Below are 18,413 nucleotides of genomic sequence, written 5' to 3'. Positions count from 1 at the left end.
TGTTTATTCAGGAATTACCAGAAAAGGAACTATTGGTTGAAATCCTATTTTTTTGATTACGGGTTCTCGTGTAATTCGTTCCATAAAACTATGTGAATAATGAACCATAGCTAAGATGTCTATTTCCAACTCTTTTATAAAATCATTAATTTCAGTTGCTTTGCTTGCATACTCTGGAATCCAATGATAGCTGTGTATATAATTTTTTAAATACTGCTTCATCATTGTAAAATTATTCTCTTGTATTTCGGATAATTTCTTTTCTTCATTGATATGCATAATTCTAATTGTTGAATCGTATAAATCAGCTAAATTTTTTAAATAGTGTAATTCTTTGGCATCACAATTTCTGTTGAAATCAGTTGGAAAAGCAATTTGTTTAGGAGCTTTATATTCATAGTTATCGGGCACCATCAAAACAGGGCAATTTTTCACTTTTTTAATGATGTTAGTAGCATTACTTCCAAAGAAAATCTCTTTAGCTCCAGTCGCACCTTTTGTTCCCATAACAATAAGATCAATAGCATATTTTTCTATGGCAGTTTCTACAACACCGTCTAAATTTCCGATGTTAAAAATTACTTTGAATTCATGATTTTCATTTGCGTTCGTATCTTCTAATGTAGTCTTCAATTCCAATAAATCTTTCTTTGCATTTTCAGTCATTGTGGTTAATAATTTATTCGATAAACTGGACATTCTTGAAGATGTTACTTTTGTAGCATTTAATAGATAAAAAGTACACTGTTCATTAGCATATAAGTTTAATGCATATACAATTGCGCTCTTGGCATTGTCTGAAAAATCGGTTGGTAAAAGTATTTTTGTCATAGTTGATAATTTTAGATTAGAGAATTAATCTCGTTGTACATTTTGAAGCGCCAAAAAATCAATTGAAATCAATATTTTTTCTTATTACTATAGTATTTAAGTTATGAGTTAAAGGTATATGTAACGTTGAAAATAAACTATGATAAATGTCAGTTAATGAGTTAGATATAGTGTGTATGGTATGAAGAGAATAGTATATTTTATTACTGATTTATATCATAGGAGTAAAACAATAAACATGCTAATTTTGTTAGGAATACAACTAATTATGAACACTAAAAAACATATAGCTATTTCATTTTATCAACATCTTGGCAAGCTGTTTTATGCAATCGCTTTGGCGGATAAAAAGATGAAAGAAGAAGAGTTTGAAGTAATGAAAAAAGAGGTCTCTTTATTGAGTAAGAATAAACATCTTATGATATCAAACACAAAAATTGATATTGAACATTGCATAATAGCAACGTTTGATATGCTTTATTTTAAAAATATAGAAGCACAAGCTTGTTACAAAGACTTTATAAAATTTAAAAAAGCTCACGAATCTTTATTTACGGAATCATTAAAAAAAATAATAGTAGAAATAGCGAGTAAAATTGCAACTAGTTTTTCTAATGTAAATAAGTCAGAACTTATGATGATTGCAAAATTGAGTATTGAATTCAAAAAGACAAACTGATAAAAATATTTATGTCAAATCATACAGAAAAAAAACATTGGTATCATTTAATTTTTGGTAAAAAAACAGAATTGTATTTCGCACTATTATGTGGAGTCTTTTTACTGATAGGTTTCCTGTTAGAAAAATTTACAAATGGTCTAGATGGTATCTTTTATACATGTTATGTTATTTCATATATTTTTGGAGGTTATTTTGTTGGAATTGAAGCTTTTGTTAAAATTAAAAAAGGAGGTTTTGATATAGATTTCTTAATGATCGCTGCTGCTATTGGAGCTGCATATATCGGCAGTTGGGCAGAAGGTGCTTTGTTGTTATTTTTATTTAGTTTAGGGCATGCATTGGAACATTATGCAATGTATAAAGCAAAAAAATCAATAAAAGCATTAGGGAAATTATCACCCAAAACTGCACTTGTAAAAAACAATGGGAAACTCAAAGAAATTCCTATAGAAAAATTACAAATTAATGATATTATTGTAGTAAAGCCTAATACAAAAGTAGCTGCCGACGGTGTTATCATAAAAGGGAATAGTAGTATAAATCAAGCACCAATAACTGGTGAAAGCATTCCTGTGGATAAGACAAGTATTCCGAATACGAATAATGTATCCAACTTTAATGAAATAGAGGCAAAATATACTGTATTTGCGGGTACAATAAATGGTGACAATAGCATAGAGATTTTGGTGCTAAAACTCAGTAAAGATTCTACAGTTGCCAGATTAATAAAGATGGTTAGTGAAGTAGAAACTCAGAAATCTCCAACACAAAGGCTTACTAAAAGGTTTGAAAAATGGTATGTTCCTATCGTGTTAGTAAGTGTCTTTTTATTATGTTTTGCCTATGTCGTCATTGAAGAAACTTTTAATGAAAGTTTATACAGAGCTATTACAGTATTAGTAGCCGCGAGTCCTTGTGCTTTAGCAATTTCGACACCAAGTGCAGTATTAAGCGGAATTGCAAGAGCTGCCCAAAAAGGTGTATTGATTAAAGGAGGAAAAGCGTTAGAAAATTTAGGATCAATTACAACAATAGCTTTTGATAAAACAGGAACGCTTACAGAAGGAAAACCAACATTAACAAACATTATTCCTGTGCATAATTTTAATGAGCCTGAATTTATAAAATTGGTGCTCGAAGTTGAAAATTTGAGTAATCATCCACTAGCAAAAGCTATTACAAAAGAGATAAAAAAACAATATGAAATTGAAGTTTCAAACTTGGCTTCAAATGTAAAAGAAATTCAAGGAAAAGGAATTACTGCAATCTATAATGAAGAGAAGGTTTTTATTGGTAATATAAAATTGATGACTGATAACGGAATTCAAGTTGATGAGTTTATAACTTCAAAAATGGAAAGCTTGTTGCAAAATGGACATACTGTGATGTTGGTTGCATACACAAACAAAATTATTGGCTATGTAAGTGTTATGGACGTGCCCAGAAAAACAGTAAAAAGCACATTGAAAAAACTAAAAGAAATAGGAGTGAAGCGCATGATTATGCTTACTGGAGATCATCAAAACGTTGGAGATGCAATTGCTAAACAGATAGGAATCACGGAAGTGAAAGGAAATTTATTACCACAAGATAAAGTTGCCGCAATAAAAGTATTATTAAAACGAGATAAAAAAATTGCAATGATTGGTGATGGCGTTAATGATGCTCCTGCAATGGCGTTAAGCACAGTTAGTGTTGCTATGGGTGCAGCAAGTAGTGATGTGGCATTAGAAGTTGCAGATGTAGCTTTGCTATCTGATAAAATTGAAAATTTTCCTTTTGTGGTAGGACTCAGTAAAGCATCAAAACAGATCATAAAACAAAATATTTGGATAAGTCTAGGCATGGTTTTCTTTTTAGTGCCGATCACAATTCTAGGACTTACAAATATTGGAGTCGCTGTTTTGTTACATGAAGGTTCAACAATAATTGTGGTTCTAAATGCTTTGCGATTACTGCGTTATGAAATGGAGTAGAAGTATCCTCAATTGAATTATTTTAACATGACGAAAATCATGGTTTTGTAGCTTTACAATGTATAGTTTTAGTGTAAATATTAAAATTATGATTAAGATACTTAGCGAAACAGAAAGTTATCAACTTTTAGAGACAAATTATATCGGTCATTTGGCATATATTTATAGCAAAAGACCTTTTATTGCGCCTATAACATATTACTTTGATAAACAGCAAAATAACATTGTAGGATATTCAGCAGAAGGTCATAAAACCATTGCAATGCGTACTATAAGTGAAGTTGCTTTGGAAGTATCAGAAATCAATTCGGTAAACGATTGGAACTCTATTGTAGTTCATGGAACCTATGAAGAACTTCAAGGAAGTGAAGCTAAGGCATATCTTCATGATTTCTCATTAGGTGTAAAAGATTTAATCATCCGAAAAGAGCATAGAAAGTTAGACTTTATCAATCAATTTTCTAGCAAAATATATAAAGACGATTTACCAATTGTTTTTGTAATCAAAATTGAAGAAATAACAGGGAGAATGCGAAGAATTTAATTTTATATTCACACAAACTATTTATAAACAAGAGATATAATTTGTTATATTTTAATATTGATTATACAAAAAAAACCATCGTATCAGATGACAAGATGGTTTTTATAACATTAAACTAAATTTTATACTATTCTTTAAGTATTTTAATTGTTTTTTGAGCGGTTTCAGTTTGAACTTTTACAAAGTACATTCCTGATTGCAAATTGCTCATATTTATCGTTTCAAGATCAGTTGTTGATTTCAAAACTTGTTGTCCATACATGTTTAAAATCTCTACACTTTTAATCGTATTTATTCCACGAATATTAATGTAATCTTTTGTAGGATTTGGATACACAGCTACATCAATTAATTCCTCACTAGGTGTACTTAAGGTCGCAAAATTAATACCTGAATCTCCTGATAATCCCAAAGCATTAGGATCTACAGCATTCGTAAAAACAGTTGATCCATCATCAATCATATCTGCTTGCAGAAAAGATTTTAATGGTGTTATTGAATTAGCTAAAGTCGAATTGTTAGGTAAGATATATAAAAACCCTGATGTTGGAGTTCCATTTACTTGTATAGTTACTACAGGTGTAGTTGTTGCTGCTGAAGGAGCAGGCAACGTAACAACACTTCCTAACGTTTCTGTTATTAAATATCCATCAACGCTTGGTTGCCCTACATCAGTTCCATTAAAAAAAGTTGCACTGGCACCACTTCCGAGCGAAGAAGTAACCGTAGCGGTAATTCCATCTGGTAAAATAATAGTAAATCCATAACTCTGTACAGAAGTTGCAAAATTTGAAGTACTACTATTAGGTACTACAGCAATGGAATAATTGTATGATGCATTTTCTATAAATGTATAGGTATAGCCATCTTGCGCTTTTAATTGTCCTGAGAAAAAACATAGGACTAAAATAAGTAATGTAGGTAAAGTAATTTTGTTCATAGGTAAGTTAATTTTAAGAGTGTTTGTTCATTTAATTTTCGGGTAATTGTTCTTGTATTTGATAAGTGCTAAAATTAAGGAAATTTCCCGGATGTGCTAATACATTTTGTAAGATAAAAGGTGTGTCAGGAGTTGTTCCTGTGTATTGAGTGTTATTATCCATGTTTACATCATGAATATTATAACCTACGACAGTGAATGTTGGAAAGTTTAGAAAGTTTCCTGAGTCGTTTAATATTTCTGACAGTATACTTGGTGAATCAGGAGTTGTACCTGAATATTGTACAACGGTATCGTCATTTACATTACCTGACCACATTGCTGTTTTTCCAGTTTGCATTCCAAACGTAGTTTGTGCATTGCTTCCGTATGTAATTTGGCTTGTTGCATTTGTAAAATCGATTGTAGTCACTGTACTAGATAAGGCTATGGTATTAGCCGTGATTATTGATAAGTGATTTCTGTGATGTACAGCCACATAATAGTTTCCTGCTGGCATATCAAATTCAACGCTAGCAATTCCATCTTCGGCTACGATATCTCCATCACGTTGTAATAATGCTGATTTTGAGTCTAAAACAGCTGTGTTATCTGTAGCACTACGTAATTCGATATATACCCAATCTACAATATTATCGTTTGTAGTTCCTGCTCCGCTAGTTCCTCCATTATTAAATACGGAGATATTACAAGATAACATATCAGGATATGGAGAACGTGTAGGAATGCTTACACCTCGTAAATCGTCTCGCATTAATGTTTCTTCTCCTGTATTTGGGTTTAATGCTGCTCCTTGTAAAAACACTATTGGGTCAACTATAATTGCAAGTGTTATTGTTGCTTGTTGAAATCCTTGGGTTAGGGTAGTAGTACCATCAGTGATGGTTGTAACTACGAGTTCTCCAACGGTGAAATCGAGTGTAGTTGTTCCATTCGAAATTGTATTTCCTCCAGAAGCAACTACTTGTCGTTCGATACTTTGTGCATTTATAAAAAATGTACACAGCATGAATGCAACTATGAGTTTGTATGTTTTTTTCATTTCTATGACCTTTAGTTTTAAGACAGTTATTTTATAGGTTACCCTATTTTATTTTTTATTAATTTTCAGGAAGTTGTTCTGTAATTTGATACGTACTAAAATTCAAGAAGTTTCCAGGATGTGCTAATACATTTTGTAAGATGTACGGTGTATCAGGAGTTGTTCCTGAATATTGCGTTTTTCCATCCAAATTCACATCATTTACATTGTATCCATTAACAACATAGGTTGGAAAGTTTAAAAAGTTTCCAGCATCATTTAATACCGTAGATAGCACAACTGGAGTATCAGGACTTGTTCCAGAATATTGCACAATAGCATCACTGTTTACATTTCCTGTCCACATACCAAGTTTATCAGAAGGCATTCCAAAAGAAGTTTGCGCATTGGTTCCAAAAGTAATTGGGGAGGTAGCATCTGTAAAGTCTATAGTAGCTGTTGTTCCTACCATCAAGTTTACACTTGTGTTTGTCATAATTCCTAAGTGGTTACGATGCTTAATTGCTACAAAGTAAGCATTAGGCAATCTATTGAATACAACAGGTGATATTCCGTCTGTAGTACTTACAATATCACCATCGCGCTGTAATAGTGCTGATACTTCCTGTATTACGTTTGTTGAATTAGTTGATTCTCTGATTTCAACTCTAATCCAATCTACTATGGCATCATTTCCTGTTACATTCAATAATGTATTATTAATTGTTATTCCATCTCCGAAAGGACTTATTAATGGTAGTAAATCATCTACTCTTAAATTATCTCTCATTAACTGTTCTTCTCCTAGATTTGGGTTAAGCGTTGCGCCTTGTAAAAACACCTTTGCAGCTAGAGGCAGTTCATTACAGTAACCATTAACATCTGTTATAGTTATTGTTCCTGTGTGCGATGACACATTATTATTTACATCTGTTGCTGTTACTGTTACCATGATATCTCCAATATCTGCACAATTAAATGCTGTTTGTGTAGCCACTAGTGTATCTACACCACAACCATCAATAATTCCAGTTGTTGGTATAAAAGCAACAACATCGTTAGTTGCTGACCATTGTGCTGCATTGCGGCCAGGGACTACTGTTGCTGCTGTACCATCTATATTCTCTATTCCTTGTGTTTTATCATCTGCAGTTAATGGAATATTGGTCGTGTGTATTTCTATACGATTTGAACCTTCAAATAACTTCACCTGAGTTGTTGTAATATCATTAACATCGTCAATATGAGTAACACTATCCCAATCCATAATTAAAATTCGATTTGGTGCTGTTCCAATAGTTTCGTAACGCATAGTTCCGCCATCTTCAGGGTTAATATCGTTCCAATCGAAAGCAATTAAATTATTTGGAGTTGTTGTATCTGGATCTGGAAGTGATTGCCCGTTACAACATCCATCTCCACTTTCAGCTGTGAACGTAATAAATCCATTAGATGAAATATAAAAGGAACTATATAAATTACCATAAAAAGTAAAATCGAAACCAATTGATAAAGCACTAGAAACTTCATCATCTTCTAAAGTAACTACTGTTCCTGCTGCTGATATATCTACTCTATCTAGAGTGCCCGTCTGGTCTACTGTATAACCTCTTGCTAAAGGATCTGGTCCTAAAAAATCATCTGCAGTAAGCGTTAGTGTTCCATCTTCACTTAATTCAAAGGTTTGGTTTGGCACTGTAAATAGTGGTGCTTGTGTGTCTGTTACTGTTACATCATAACTACAAGCAACAGTTGCTCCCATATTATCTAATGTATCATATGTAAAAGTAGTAGTCGTTCCTACATCTAAAAGCGTTCCACTTGCCGGTCCAGCTGTAATATTACTGGCACATGGGTAGTTATATACAACACCACAACTTGCTATATCTGACTCTAAAGTTTGATTCCCTGGACAACTAGGAATAGTTATTGTAACCGTAGTGGAACATGTTACTTCATTTCCGCTTGGATCTCTAACAGTTAGTGTTACTGTATTATCACCTATATCTGCACAGGTAAAATCTGCTTTATCTAAAGTAAAGGTACTTGCAGCACTACAATTATCTGAAAAACTTTCTATTATATCTGAAGCTTCAATAGAAACTGTTCCATTTGCATCTAACTCTGCTGAAAAAGAAGCAACACATTGTACTACAGGAGCTATATTATCAACTACATTAGTAAGTATACTTCTATTAGTTGTATTACCACTTACATCTGCAGCAGATATTACAAAACTTCGAAACCCAGTCTCATTGCATGTAAACTCTGTTTGACTTAGCGTTATGGTGTCAATAGCACAGTCGTCTGTAACTGTTATGTTTAATGCAGCTAAATCTATCGTCGCTACTCCATTACTATCTAATTCTAAAGTTATTATACCTGGAGGACTGGTAATTACTGGAGGTGATTCTACAATAGTTACAACCACATCTATAACAGTGCTATTATTTTGCTCGTCTGTTGCAGTTAATTGAATGGTATTATCTCCTAAATTTGCACAGGTAAAATCTGTTTGACTTAAACTTAATGTTATATTAGCTTCACTGCTACAATTGTCGGTAACTCCTAACCCAAAAACTGTAGGATTCACAGTTATATTACCTGTGTTATCTAATGTAGCGGTTGTTGTATTTGTTCCTAATGGTGATTGGTCTCCTCTCACCCATACACGATGTATTGTGCTTTGTGTATTGCCTGCTGCATCATCTACTTCCCAGCGATTTCCTAAACCTCGAATTCCCCAGTGAAATTGACCACTACGCCAAAAAGGAAATTCTGTTAACGCTAAATCGCCTTGATTAGAAAAGGAATTAAATCCTTGCGCAGGGATATTTGCACTATGTCCTGGTAATGTTGTATGATTAAAAGACGTTTGAATTCCTGCAAAATTACCTGATCCTGTTTTAAGATAATTTAAAACACTCGTGTAAGAGGTTTTAAAATCAATAACACGGTTATGCCCTGTGGTTACTCCATAGAAACGTACCTCTTCAAAATCGATATCTGCAGCAAGTGCATTCCCCATGTGTCCCCAATTGGCAGTTCCTGCTTCATTGTCTCCTAAAGTTGAAGATGTTAATAATGGTAAATCTGTGTTTTGCACGTTGAGAGCAGAGTTGTCTCCTGCTAAGTGTACATAATTCAATACCATTAACCAGCCACCGCCATCAGTGTCATTATCTAAAACTCCTTGAAAGGTACTTCCGTTAAAGTTAAAATAATACGTTCCGCTTGGAACACCTCCAACAGTAGCTTGTAATAAATTTTTAAAAGGATTGGCCATGGTTCCGTCTCCAGCATTTCCAATTGTTGGAGCTGTGGTATCTTCTCCAGGACCGCATTGGGCTAAGCCTATTTGTATATTTAATACTAAAATAAGGTAGATAAGTAGGTTTTTTTTCATGAGTTATTGTGGTTTGAAATCAATATGATTTAGTTACTGTCATTTATAGTTAAGACATCATTTTAAATAGTTACCCTATTTTTATTTAGAAAAAATCATAATTTTATAATTAACTTTTTTACTAATTCTATTTTTAATTTTCAGGTAATTGTTCTTGTATTTGATAGGTGCTAAAATTCAAGAAGTTCCCCGGATGCGCTAGTACATTTTGTAATATAAATGGCGCATCAGGTGTTGTTCCTGTGTATTGTGTTTTTCCATCTAAATTCAAATCATTTACATTATATCCGTTGACAACATAGGTTGGAAAGTTTAAAAAGTTCCCTGCATCATTCAATACAATAGATAAGATACTTGGCGCATCTGGTGTTGTACCAGAATATTGTACCGTTGTATCTCCATTTACATTTCCTGTCCACATTGCTACTTTTCCTGATTGCATTCCAAACGCAGTTTGTGCATTGCTTCCAAATACATTTTGACTTGCTTGATTGGTAAAATCTACTATTGTAGGTGTTCCTTCTAAAAAGTTAACACTTGTATTAGTAATTATGCTTAAGTGATTTCGGTGTTTGATGGCGATGTGATAATTTCCTTCTGGAACCACAAAATTGATTGTTGAAACTCCATCTATGTTTACGACATCTCCATCACGTTGTAGCAATGCTGATTGACTTCCTAGAATTGTTGTATTAGTAGTCGCATCGCGCAATTCTACCCAAATCCAATCCACAATTGCATCAGCTCCAGTAGTATCAAAAACCTCAGCTTTACAGGTTAATCCATCAGCGAACGGACTTTGTACAGGGATTATAGTTGCTTCACGAAGATCATCGCGCATTAAGTTTTCTTCTCCAGTATTTGGATTGAGTGCCGCTCCTTGCAAAAAGACTTTAGCAACTACTTCAATTGGTTCTTTTCCTTCGATTGTAAAATCATCAAGCACAATTCCTTCTTCTGTAATTACAGAATCTGAATGCAAACTGATTCTAAATACAATATTGTCTTCATTTGTTAAATCCGTTTCTCCTGAATTTGCATTTATTTTAAAGTCATATGCATATTCGGTCATTGTTGTATTTGTTCCTGTCCATTGTGCGCCAGGGCAGCCTGGACAATCAGAACTTCCATCATTAGTACTATTATACCAATTTGGCTGACTGTTAACAGTTCCTAAGTTTGCCCAAGTACTTCCTCCATTTAAAGAGTATTGCACATTTGACCAATCCCAATCTGTTTCAAGCATATACGCCATTTGAAATTTTAACACGGGATCTATTATTTGTGTAAAGTCATAACAATTAGAAACTAAATAAGCATCTACTCCTTCAGGATAGTTTCCTGATAAATTTGTAGCATATACTTGTGTACCTGTAGCAGCATTATTTAAGACTGATCCGCTAGGAACACCTCGTTGCCAAACTCCATTTTCAATGATGAGTTCGTCTTCTGGATTTTCAAAAGAGTTTGTTAGATTAAAACCTCCAGTAGCATTGACGCTAAAGTTTTGTGAACGAACATTATTTGCCGTGTTTCCATCATTAGCAATAGTAGCACTAACATCAAGAGTGTATGCTCCAGAAGCTACTGTGATTGCTGGTAAACTAATAGTCGTTTCTTCGTTTGATTGCAACATTCCATTCCACGTATAGTTGTAGGTTGTTCCTCCGTTTATTCCATACGTTATAGTTATTTCAGTAATGTCATTGATTCCATTGCTTCGTACTTGTATTTGTGGTGAAATGTCTCCACAACTTGTTTGTGCATTGTTAGGATTTGTAATGGCACGTAAGCTTACATCATTTTGTAGTAATTGCACAGGAATAGAAGAACGCCATAATCCACGACCATAAGTTGCTGCAGTAATTGATTGATCGTCTAGATTAATTTCTAAATCTTCAATTTTTGTATTTGGCAATGCTTGCATAAATGGTTGCCAATCTGGACTACTGTCATCTAAACGATAGATACCTAAATCTGTAGAAACATAAATAGGATTTAGTGGGTGATTTCCTTGATGAACAATGTCTTCCGGATATTCTGTAGCTACAGGAAAGTTTCCAGTAATGTCTGTCCACGTAAGTCCGCCGTCTGTAGTTTTGAAGATTCCTTTGTTTTCGTAATCTCCATCGGTTGTAATCCACATTTTAGTTGGATCGTCTTTGTGAATCGCGATTCCTGCAATAGCATTTCCAACCACATTGGTATTAAAATCTAAGGTTTGTCCACCATCAGAACTCACACGTAAGTTTTGATGCCCCGATGATACAATGATGTTTGGATTGGAAGGTGCAATTTCCATGATATCTGTATAACCTCCTAGATCACCTACCAATTCCCACTCATAACTTGTTCTGTTTAGCTTGAATAGGTTACTCCAAGCAGCATATACATCTCCGTTACTATCTGCCGATAAAGGCGTTACCCAAACACCTGTACCTGAGTTTGACGGTTTGTATACACGTGTAAACCAACCATCAGCACGATTAGATACATATAAAATTCCTCCATCTTGAATCAATCCATAATAGGTATCGTCATCAGTTGGCGTGATTAATGCATTGATTCCATCTCCTGGATGGTATGCACGCCAATCGCCATTTACATCTAAACCATGTCCTCCATTATCTTGCAATCCACCAGTAATGTTGTTGGCATTTCCTTGTGCGACTGATACATTGAAAAATTCTCCAATTTGCAAATCTTGATAGTGTGCTGTAAAATTAGTTCCACCATCTTCACTACTGTATATTCCTCCATCTGACGCTACAAATACTTTTCCTCCGGAAACACGAATACTATGCATATCTGCATGTGTATATGCTTCCGTTAACTGATCCCAACGATTGAGCTTGTCCCAAGCTTGTCCACCATTGGTAGATTTCCACACATCCATGACTCCAATGTATAATTCGTTGGCATTGGTGTCCGAAACTCCCATAGCGAAGTTATACCAAACCTGACCGTTTCCAATTAAGGTATAGCTATCTTGATTTCGTAATGAAAAACTTTGTCCGCTATTAGTTGATCTGTAAATTCCGTGTTCACGATGATCATTACCATCTGAGCTAAAAATGTATACATATTCTGGATTTGCTGGCGTCACATCAATGACCATTCTAAAGGTATTTGTTGGCACTCCATTAGTTACTTGTGTAAAGCTTGCTCCTCCATCTGTAGAACGATAGAATTCTGAAGCATTTACACAGTATACAATACTTGCATCTCCTGGTTTTATGCGTAAATCGCGAATGTTTTCTCCTGCTAAAGTTTGTGTCCATGTTACACCTGCGTCTGAAGAAATGTGTACACCGTCATCTGTAGCTGCAACCAATTTGTTAGAATTCGCAGGATCTATGAATAATTCGCTCATTCGTTCCATATTTCCAATGGTATTTACATTTAACCCAGTTGTGCTCCATGTAATTCCTCCATCAATTGATTTTAAAACTCCAAAAGTTGGTGTTTGATCTGCGTCATCATCTCCTGTTGCAATGTATATAATGTTTGAATTGTTATAATCTACCGCTATGGCAGAAACACCTAAACGTGGTAAATTGTCTGTCATTGGCGTCCAGCTTGAACCTGCATCCAAGGTTTTCCATAATCCTCCGTTTGGTGATCCTACATACCAAATACTTGCATTGTTAGGATCTACAGTAATGGCGTTTAATCGTCCTTGCCCTGCAGGTTGAGCATTTGCCTGAATGTGATTGAAAGGTCCTAACGGTTGCCAGTTGCTTAAATCACCAGTATTTTCTGTTTGATCAAATTGTCTTTTTACTTCCCAAGCATTCCACATTTCTTTAGCTGTTGGTAAGGAACCATCTTTTTTTACACGACGTTTCCATTGTTGTTCCCAACGTTTAAAGGGTTTATAACCGCTTCCTTTTTCGTCTTTATCATGCATAAGCCAGTATTGATTAAAGGCTTGTTGCACTTCTTGAAATGTTGGTTTTTGCCCAGTTTGTTTCTGTTTATTGTTTAACTCCTTCATCCAAGGAGCATTAGAGTTGTATTGTGCCATTAAAAAGACACTTGACAACATGCATAGTAACAAGGTAATTTTTTTCATATGGATTTGGGTTTGAGGTTCGTTGATGAAAAAATTGATTTATTTTTAGTGTTTTAAAATTTTTAGTGTTTCTTCCGTTATGGCATTATGTATTTTCACTAAATAAAATCCAGATTTTAAATGTGAAATATGAATAGCGTTTCCTTGATAGTTTGAGATTGATAATACTTTTCTTCCATTGAGATCAAAAATGCTTACGTCTGCATCATTTTGTATGCTGCTGATTTTGAAAGTGTTTGAAGCTGGGTTTGGATATGCAATTACTTTTTTATCATCTAGAAGTACATTGGAAAATTCATTTATACTTAGTGTAGCATCATTTATTTTCCACAGTTCTTTATCATGTATATTATCGTCAGCAGTAAAAAATAAGTTATCGTCCCATACTAACATATTTTGTATGCTAGAGGATTGATTAAAACCTGTTTTAATATCATCGACTAACGTAAAGTTAGTTCCATTGTAACGCCACAACTCCCCACCATGTGTATAATCTGTAGCCTTAATGTATAAATTAGCTCCTACCACAGTATAATCTGAAGATTCTGAGTTATCAGCTCCAACTCTAATATCTGTAATCATAGTTGGTGGGTTTACGCCATCGTAACGCCAAGGTTCATCGCCATGTATTCCATCCTTTGCTCTAAAAATAAGTTCGTTTCCAAAAACAGTTATTCTATTTGGGAACGATCCACTAGCACCAGAACGTATGTCATACACTATTGTTGGTGGATTTACACCGTCATAACTCCATAATTCACTACCATAAGTAGTCTCTTCTGCTTTAAAATACAGCGCACCATTAAATTCAGTTAAATTTGAGGGCCAAGATGAATTACTTCCTGGATTAATATCAGAAATCATACTTACAGTAGCTCCGTTGTATTGCCATAACTCAGTTCCATTTGTTCCATCGTTAGCTTGAAAGCATATAGTTCCGTTAAATACTTTTAAATTTCTTGGATTTGAACCACTAGCACCCGTTTGTATATCCATGATTTGGCTAACAGTGGTACCATCGTATTTCCATAACTCTGTACCGTTTACACCATCATTTGCAGTAAAAACTAATTCTGAGCCCAAAATGGTAAAATTAGAAGGGTAAGCACTACTTGAGCCTGGATAGATATCTTGAACTAATGTAGCGTTTGTGCCATCATATTTCCATAGTTCTACACCATAAGTATTGTGATACATTCTAAAGAATAATTCGTTATTAAAAACAATAGCATCTTCAAGACTTGCCCCTGATGAACCTGGATTAATTTCTTGAACAAAAGTTGCAGTTGTTCCATCATACTTCCATAATTCATCATAAGTAATACCATCACTTGCAATAAAATACAATTCACCATTAAATTCTATAAAGTTTTTTGGATAAGATGAGTCACTTCCTGAGAAAATATCTTGAACCATGGTTGGCGGATTTATTCCATCGTAGGTCCATAGTTCTGTTCCATGGATATCATCGCTTGCTGTAAAAAGTAGACTTCCATTGTATAATGTTAAATTTTCTATAGAAGAACTTGATGTATTTGTATTGGCGTCGGCAATTTGAGAAACTGAAACTCCATCGTATACATATAACTCTACTCCAGTAAGACCATCATTTGCTTGAAAATATAAATCTCCATTCCATGTGTAAAAGTTTCTAGGATTTGAATTATTAGCAGTATTAATATCAGCTACCATAGAAAAACTTGTTCCATTATGTACCCAAAGTTCTTCTCTATGAATACCATCATTTGCTGAAAAATATAAATCTCCACCATTTGTATAAAAATTTGAAGGATAGGCAGGGCTTGCATCTGGTCTAATGTCTTGAAGCGTTATGCTAGTTCCATCATACATATATAATTCGCTTTGCCAAACAAAAAATAGATTCGTTCCTACAGGAGTTATATTATTTACATAAGAACCACTTATACCTGGCTGAACATCTATTGTTGAGAATGATGTACCATCATATACTTGTATTTCATCACCATTAACATCATCATTAGCACTAAAATATAAATGTGTAGCTGTCGCTATTAATTTATTTGGACCTGAACTTGTAGTCCCAGGAAATATATCTTGAACTAATGATACAGCAGTACCATCATATTTCCATAATTCTTCACCATTAGTATCGTTATAAGCACTAAAAAAGAGCTCATTTTGAAATACTGTTAATTCAGTTGGGAAACTACCATTACTTCCAACCCTAATATCTTCTACGATAGTAATGGTTGTTCCATCAAATTTTAAGAGTTCGCCTCCTAAAGTAGGATGAGTTCCTCTAAAAAAGAGCTCATTGTTATATACCGTTAGGTCTGTAGGGAATGTAGCAGAAGATCCTGTATAAAAATCATGTAGTACTGGAGGATTAACACCATCGTAAGTCCAAATTTCTTCTCCATGTACTCCATCATCTACAGTAAAGCACAACACGCCATTTAGATCAATTAAATTATTAATCTGTGGATTAGAAAGAGTACTCAAATCGGCAACCATACTAGTAGTAGATCCACTGTGTTGCCATAATTCTATTCCATTTATGCCATTATCTGCCGTAAAATACAGTACTCCATTTACGACAATAAGTTCTTTTGGACTAGATCCTGAAACCCCGTTATTTATATCAAAAACCATTTCTGGAGGGTTAACTCTGTCGTATTTCCAAAGTTCTTGTCCATGAATGCCATCTACTGCATTGAAATACAGTGAACCATTGTATTCTACAAACTCTTTTGGGGAAAAACTCTTAGTTATTGTATTGATATCATATACCATTTCTGGTATTTGCGCTTGCGCTACATTAACAAAGGCAAGAACAAACAGTAAGTATAGTAGTGATTTATGTAGGTAGTTTTTTTTCATTATATTAAAATCTACTGATTAAGTATCCATTAAAACCACTTTCTCCTTCTATAGACCAAGCGTCATCTGTTGCAGAATTCGCTACGACTGTTACTTTATCGTTGGCGTTCAATTTGAGAACACCACCTATATTTAAGGTTTGAAATCTATTTCCAGATTCTCCATCAGCTAAGGCATGTAAACCGCTATCTAAACTTGTTAATCCATTAACAGCAAAGAGTAAACGCATCCAACCTGTAGTAATGTTATCGAAACGAATTTGTGCCGTGAAATAATAGAAACCATTATATGGTGCCGTGAATTCTCCTGTGGTTTCATTGAAATGATTACCATTGTCGTATAAGTGAGCTGGTAAACCTGGAGTTGAAGTTCTCCAATCGCCCACAGCAAAAAATGTACCTGCTCCAGATATTGATTGCGAACCGTTAAGATCTGCTGAAAAGGCAGGTAAGTTGTTTACTGTTAACGCATCGGTAGTAACACTACTTGCGGCTACATTTGAAGTCCAAGAAGGGGTTGTTCCGTCTGTTGTTAACAATTTTCCTGATTGTCCAGCTTGTACAGGTAATTCAATCTCATTGGTTGCATCGCTATCTCCATCTGCTGGTATATTTACCCATGATACTGCTCCTGAGCCGTTTGTTTGCATTACTTGATTGGCAGTTCCGTCTGTATTGGGTAGGGTATAGGCTTCACTAATTGTTACACTTCTATTATTATCCCATTTTAATGCCAATCGATTATTAGTTTCATCAGAAGAACCTAATCCTCCTCCAGAGTAACCAGTAACGATAGGTCCGTCAATTGTTGTTCCGTCAAAACTTGTTGCGCCATACCATCCCATTCCGTGAAATGTGTCTCCAACACCACGTAAACGAATATAGTTATCCTGTAAAAAGATATCTTGAGTAGCTTGATGATTTCCTAAGTTATCTGCTGCAGAAGGTGTGTTAATCCAACTTAATACTCCTGAGCCATCTGTACTCATTACTTGATTTGCTGTTCCATCTTGTGCAGGTAGTGTATATGAAGTTCCTGCACCTGTATTATCGCCATCAATCGTTAATTGTCCGTTTAATGTTGTATTTCCGTTTTTACGCATTACTAAAGCATTGCTTCTTGCTGCATCGCTAGTTCCATTACCTACTACAAAAAGTGGATCTGTAGCCACATAAATATTATCTGTACTAAAAAAACCTTCACTAAACAATCCTATGGTATGTTGTCCGTAACTTGTTGCTTGTGAACCTCTACCTATACCTACTGCATAAAATCCAGAAACACTGTTGTCTGCTCCTAATGCAATAGTAGATGGTCTTGAAGCTAGATTGTTAAACCCAGCTGTAAAGGCATTTTCTCCTCCAGCACTGTTAGCAGTACCAAAGGCTGTCGCTGCTGTTCCATTAGCAAAAGAATAACGTCCCATAGCGACTGAATAATCTCCAGTATTAACGGCGTTCCATCCAGTAGCATCTCCCATAGCATCCAATGTGCTACCAGCTCTAAAAGCACCTTTGCTTTTATCAAAATACATTTTAACATTATCATCATTATTCCCTCCAATATCATCTAATTGCGAACTTCCAAACACAAAGTCGTCTGTTGCAATTGTACCAGATGCATTGCTTGTTACATTGGCTGTTGTTGAAAAAACCTTGTCTCCGCTAGATGAAGCATAATTTGCATACGGAACACTAAGTAATTGCGAACTTCCTATGACTGAGTAGGTAGTACCGCCTGTAATATCGGCAGCTATTTCTAGCCAGTAATTTTGAGAACTCCAATTAATAGTACTAAACGTATCCGTTGTTGTTCCAGCACCAACTGCAAGTGATATTACTCCGTTGGCATTGGACGTTACTATGTGTGTTTCTGTATATAGTGTAGTCCCAGAAGCACTTCCTTGCAAAATTTTAATTTGCACACCTATAGTTTGATTTGCAACAATGTTCCCTGCATTATTTCGTACGACTGCCTGGTAATTGAACGATTGGGCATAACCGACTGTTACGAAAGCCACAGTTATTAAAAATGTAATTATTTGTTTCATTCTTTGTATAGTTTATTACTTTTCTC

General features: G+C 34.7%; 10 protein-coding genes. 3 read left to right on the top strand and 7 right to left on the bottom strand.

Annotation, left to right across the window (positions count from 1 at the left end; all coding sequences use genetic code 11):
- Window positions 1–3 precede the first annotated feature (3 nt).
- Window positions 4–831 (bottom strand): universal stress protein, encoded by an 828-nt coding sequence (locus ACUUYC_RS23025; protein WP_474269776.1) that lies wholly within the window; start codon window positions 829–831, stop codon window positions 4–6.
- Window positions 832–1,099: 268 nt separating this feature from the next.
- Here ACUUYC_RS23025 and ACUUYC_RS23020 point away from each other — a divergent pair, with 268 nt between their 5' ends.
- From ACUUYC_RS23020 to ACUUYC_RS23010, 3 genes are all read left to right on the top strand, one after another.
- Window positions 1,100–1,510, top strand: coding sequence for a hypothetical protein (locus tag ACUUYC_RS23020; RefSeq protein WP_474269774.1), 411 nt, complete (start codon window positions 1,100–1,102; stop codon window positions 1,508–1,510).
- Window positions 1,511–1,521: 11 nt separating this feature from the next.
- Entirely contained in the window at window positions 1,522–3,489 is a 1,968-nt protein-coding gene (locus tag ACUUYC_RS23015; RefSeq protein WP_474269772.1) for a heavy metal translocating P-type ATPase, read from the top strand.
- Window positions 3,490–3,577: 88 nt separating this feature from the next.
- Window positions 3,578–4,033 carry a pyridoxamine 5'-phosphate oxidase family protein gene (locus ACUUYC_RS23010; protein WP_474269771.1) on the top strand — a complete coding sequence of 152 codons (456 nt, stop codon included), beginning with the start codon at window positions 3,578–3,580 and terminating at the stop codon, window positions 4,031–4,033.
- 127 nt (window positions 4,034–4,160) lie between these two features.
- Here ACUUYC_RS23010 and ACUUYC_RS23005 read toward each other — a convergent pair whose 3' ends face one another.
- The 6 genes from ACUUYC_RS23005 to ACUUYC_RS22980 form a co-directional block, all read right to left on the bottom strand.
- Window positions 4,161–4,973 (bottom strand): T9SS type A sorting domain-containing protein, encoded by an 813-nt coding sequence (locus ACUUYC_RS23005; RefSeq protein WP_474269769.1) that lies wholly within the window; start codon window positions 4,971–4,973, stop codon window positions 4,161–4,163.
- A 31-nt stretch (window positions 4,974–5,004) separates the two neighbouring features.
- Window positions 5,005–6,015: a hemagglutinin protein gene (locus ACUUYC_RS23000; RefSeq protein WP_474269767.1), complete on the bottom strand. Its 1,011-nt coding sequence runs from the start codon at window positions 6,013–6,015 to the stop codon at window positions 5,005–5,007.
- Window positions 6,016–6,073: 58 nt separating this feature from the next.
- Complete coding sequence (locus ACUUYC_RS22995; protein WP_474269765.1) at window positions 6,074–9,400, bottom strand: hypothetical protein; 3,327 nt, start codon at window positions 9,398–9,400, stop codon at window positions 6,074–6,076.
- A 133-nt stretch (window positions 9,401–9,533) separates the two neighbouring features.
- Window positions 9,534–13,475: a WD40/YVTN/BNR-like repeat-containing protein gene (locus tag ACUUYC_RS22990; protein ID WP_474269764.1), complete on the bottom strand. Its 3,942-nt coding sequence runs from the start codon at window positions 13,473–13,475 to the stop codon at window positions 9,534–9,536.
- Between the two features lie 45 nt (window positions 13,476–13,520).
- Window positions 13,521–16,337, bottom strand: a complete 2,817-nt coding sequence (locus ACUUYC_RS22985) for a T9SS type A sorting domain-containing protein (RefSeq protein ID WP_474269762.1) — start codon at window positions 16,335–16,337, stop codon at window positions 13,521–13,523.
- A gap of 4 nt (window positions 16,338–16,341) precedes the next feature.
- Window positions 16,342–18,387 (bottom strand): C1q-like domain-containing protein, encoded by a 2,046-nt coding sequence (locus tag ACUUYC_RS22980; protein ID WP_474269760.1) that lies wholly within the window; start codon window positions 18,385–18,387, stop codon window positions 16,342–16,344.
- Between the last annotated feature and the right edge of the window lie 26 nt (window positions 18,388–18,413).

It is taken from the genome of Kordia sp. E (genome assembly GCF_056033805.1).
This window is presented reverse-complemented; position numbering and strand designations above follow the sequence as displayed.

Bases quoted from the DNA above. Each gene is read 5' to 3' on its own strand.
- ACUUYC_RS23000 (WP_474269767.1), bottom strand. From the start codon at position 6,015: ATGAAAAAAACATACAAACTCATAGTTGCATTCATGCTGTGTACATTT.
- ACUUYC_RS23015 (WP_474269772.1), top strand. From the start codon at position 1,522: ATGTCAAATCATACAGAAAAAAAACATTGGTATCATTTAATTTTTGGT.
- ACUUYC_RS23025 (WP_474269776.1), bottom strand. From the start codon at position 831: ATGACAAAAATACTTTTACCAACCGATTTTTCAGACAATGCCAAGAGC.
- ACUUYC_RS23020 (WP_474269774.1), top strand. From the start codon at position 1,100: ATGAACACTAAAAAACATATAGCTATTTCATTTTATCAACATCTTGGC.
- ACUUYC_RS22990 (WP_474269764.1), bottom strand. From the start codon at position 13,475: ATGAAAAAAATTACCTTGTTACTATGCATGTTGTCAAGTGTCTTTTTA.
- ACUUYC_RS23010 (WP_474269771.1), top strand. From the start codon at position 3,578: ATGATTAAGATACTTAGCGAAACAGAAAGTTATCAACTTTTAGAGACA.
- ACUUYC_RS22995 (WP_474269765.1), bottom strand. From the start codon at position 9,400: ATGAAAAAAAACCTACTTATCTACCTTATTTTAGTATTAAATATACAA.
- ACUUYC_RS22980 (WP_474269760.1), bottom strand. From the start codon at position 18,387: ATGAAACAAATAATTACATTTTTAATAACTGTGGCTTTCGTAACAGTC.
- ACUUYC_RS22985 (WP_474269762.1), bottom strand. From the start codon at position 16,337: ATGAAAAAAAACTACCTACATAAATCACTACTATACTTACTGTTTGTT.
- ACUUYC_RS23005 (WP_474269769.1), bottom strand. From the start codon at position 4,973: ATGAACAAAATTACTTTACCTACATTACTTATTTTAGTCCTATGTTTT.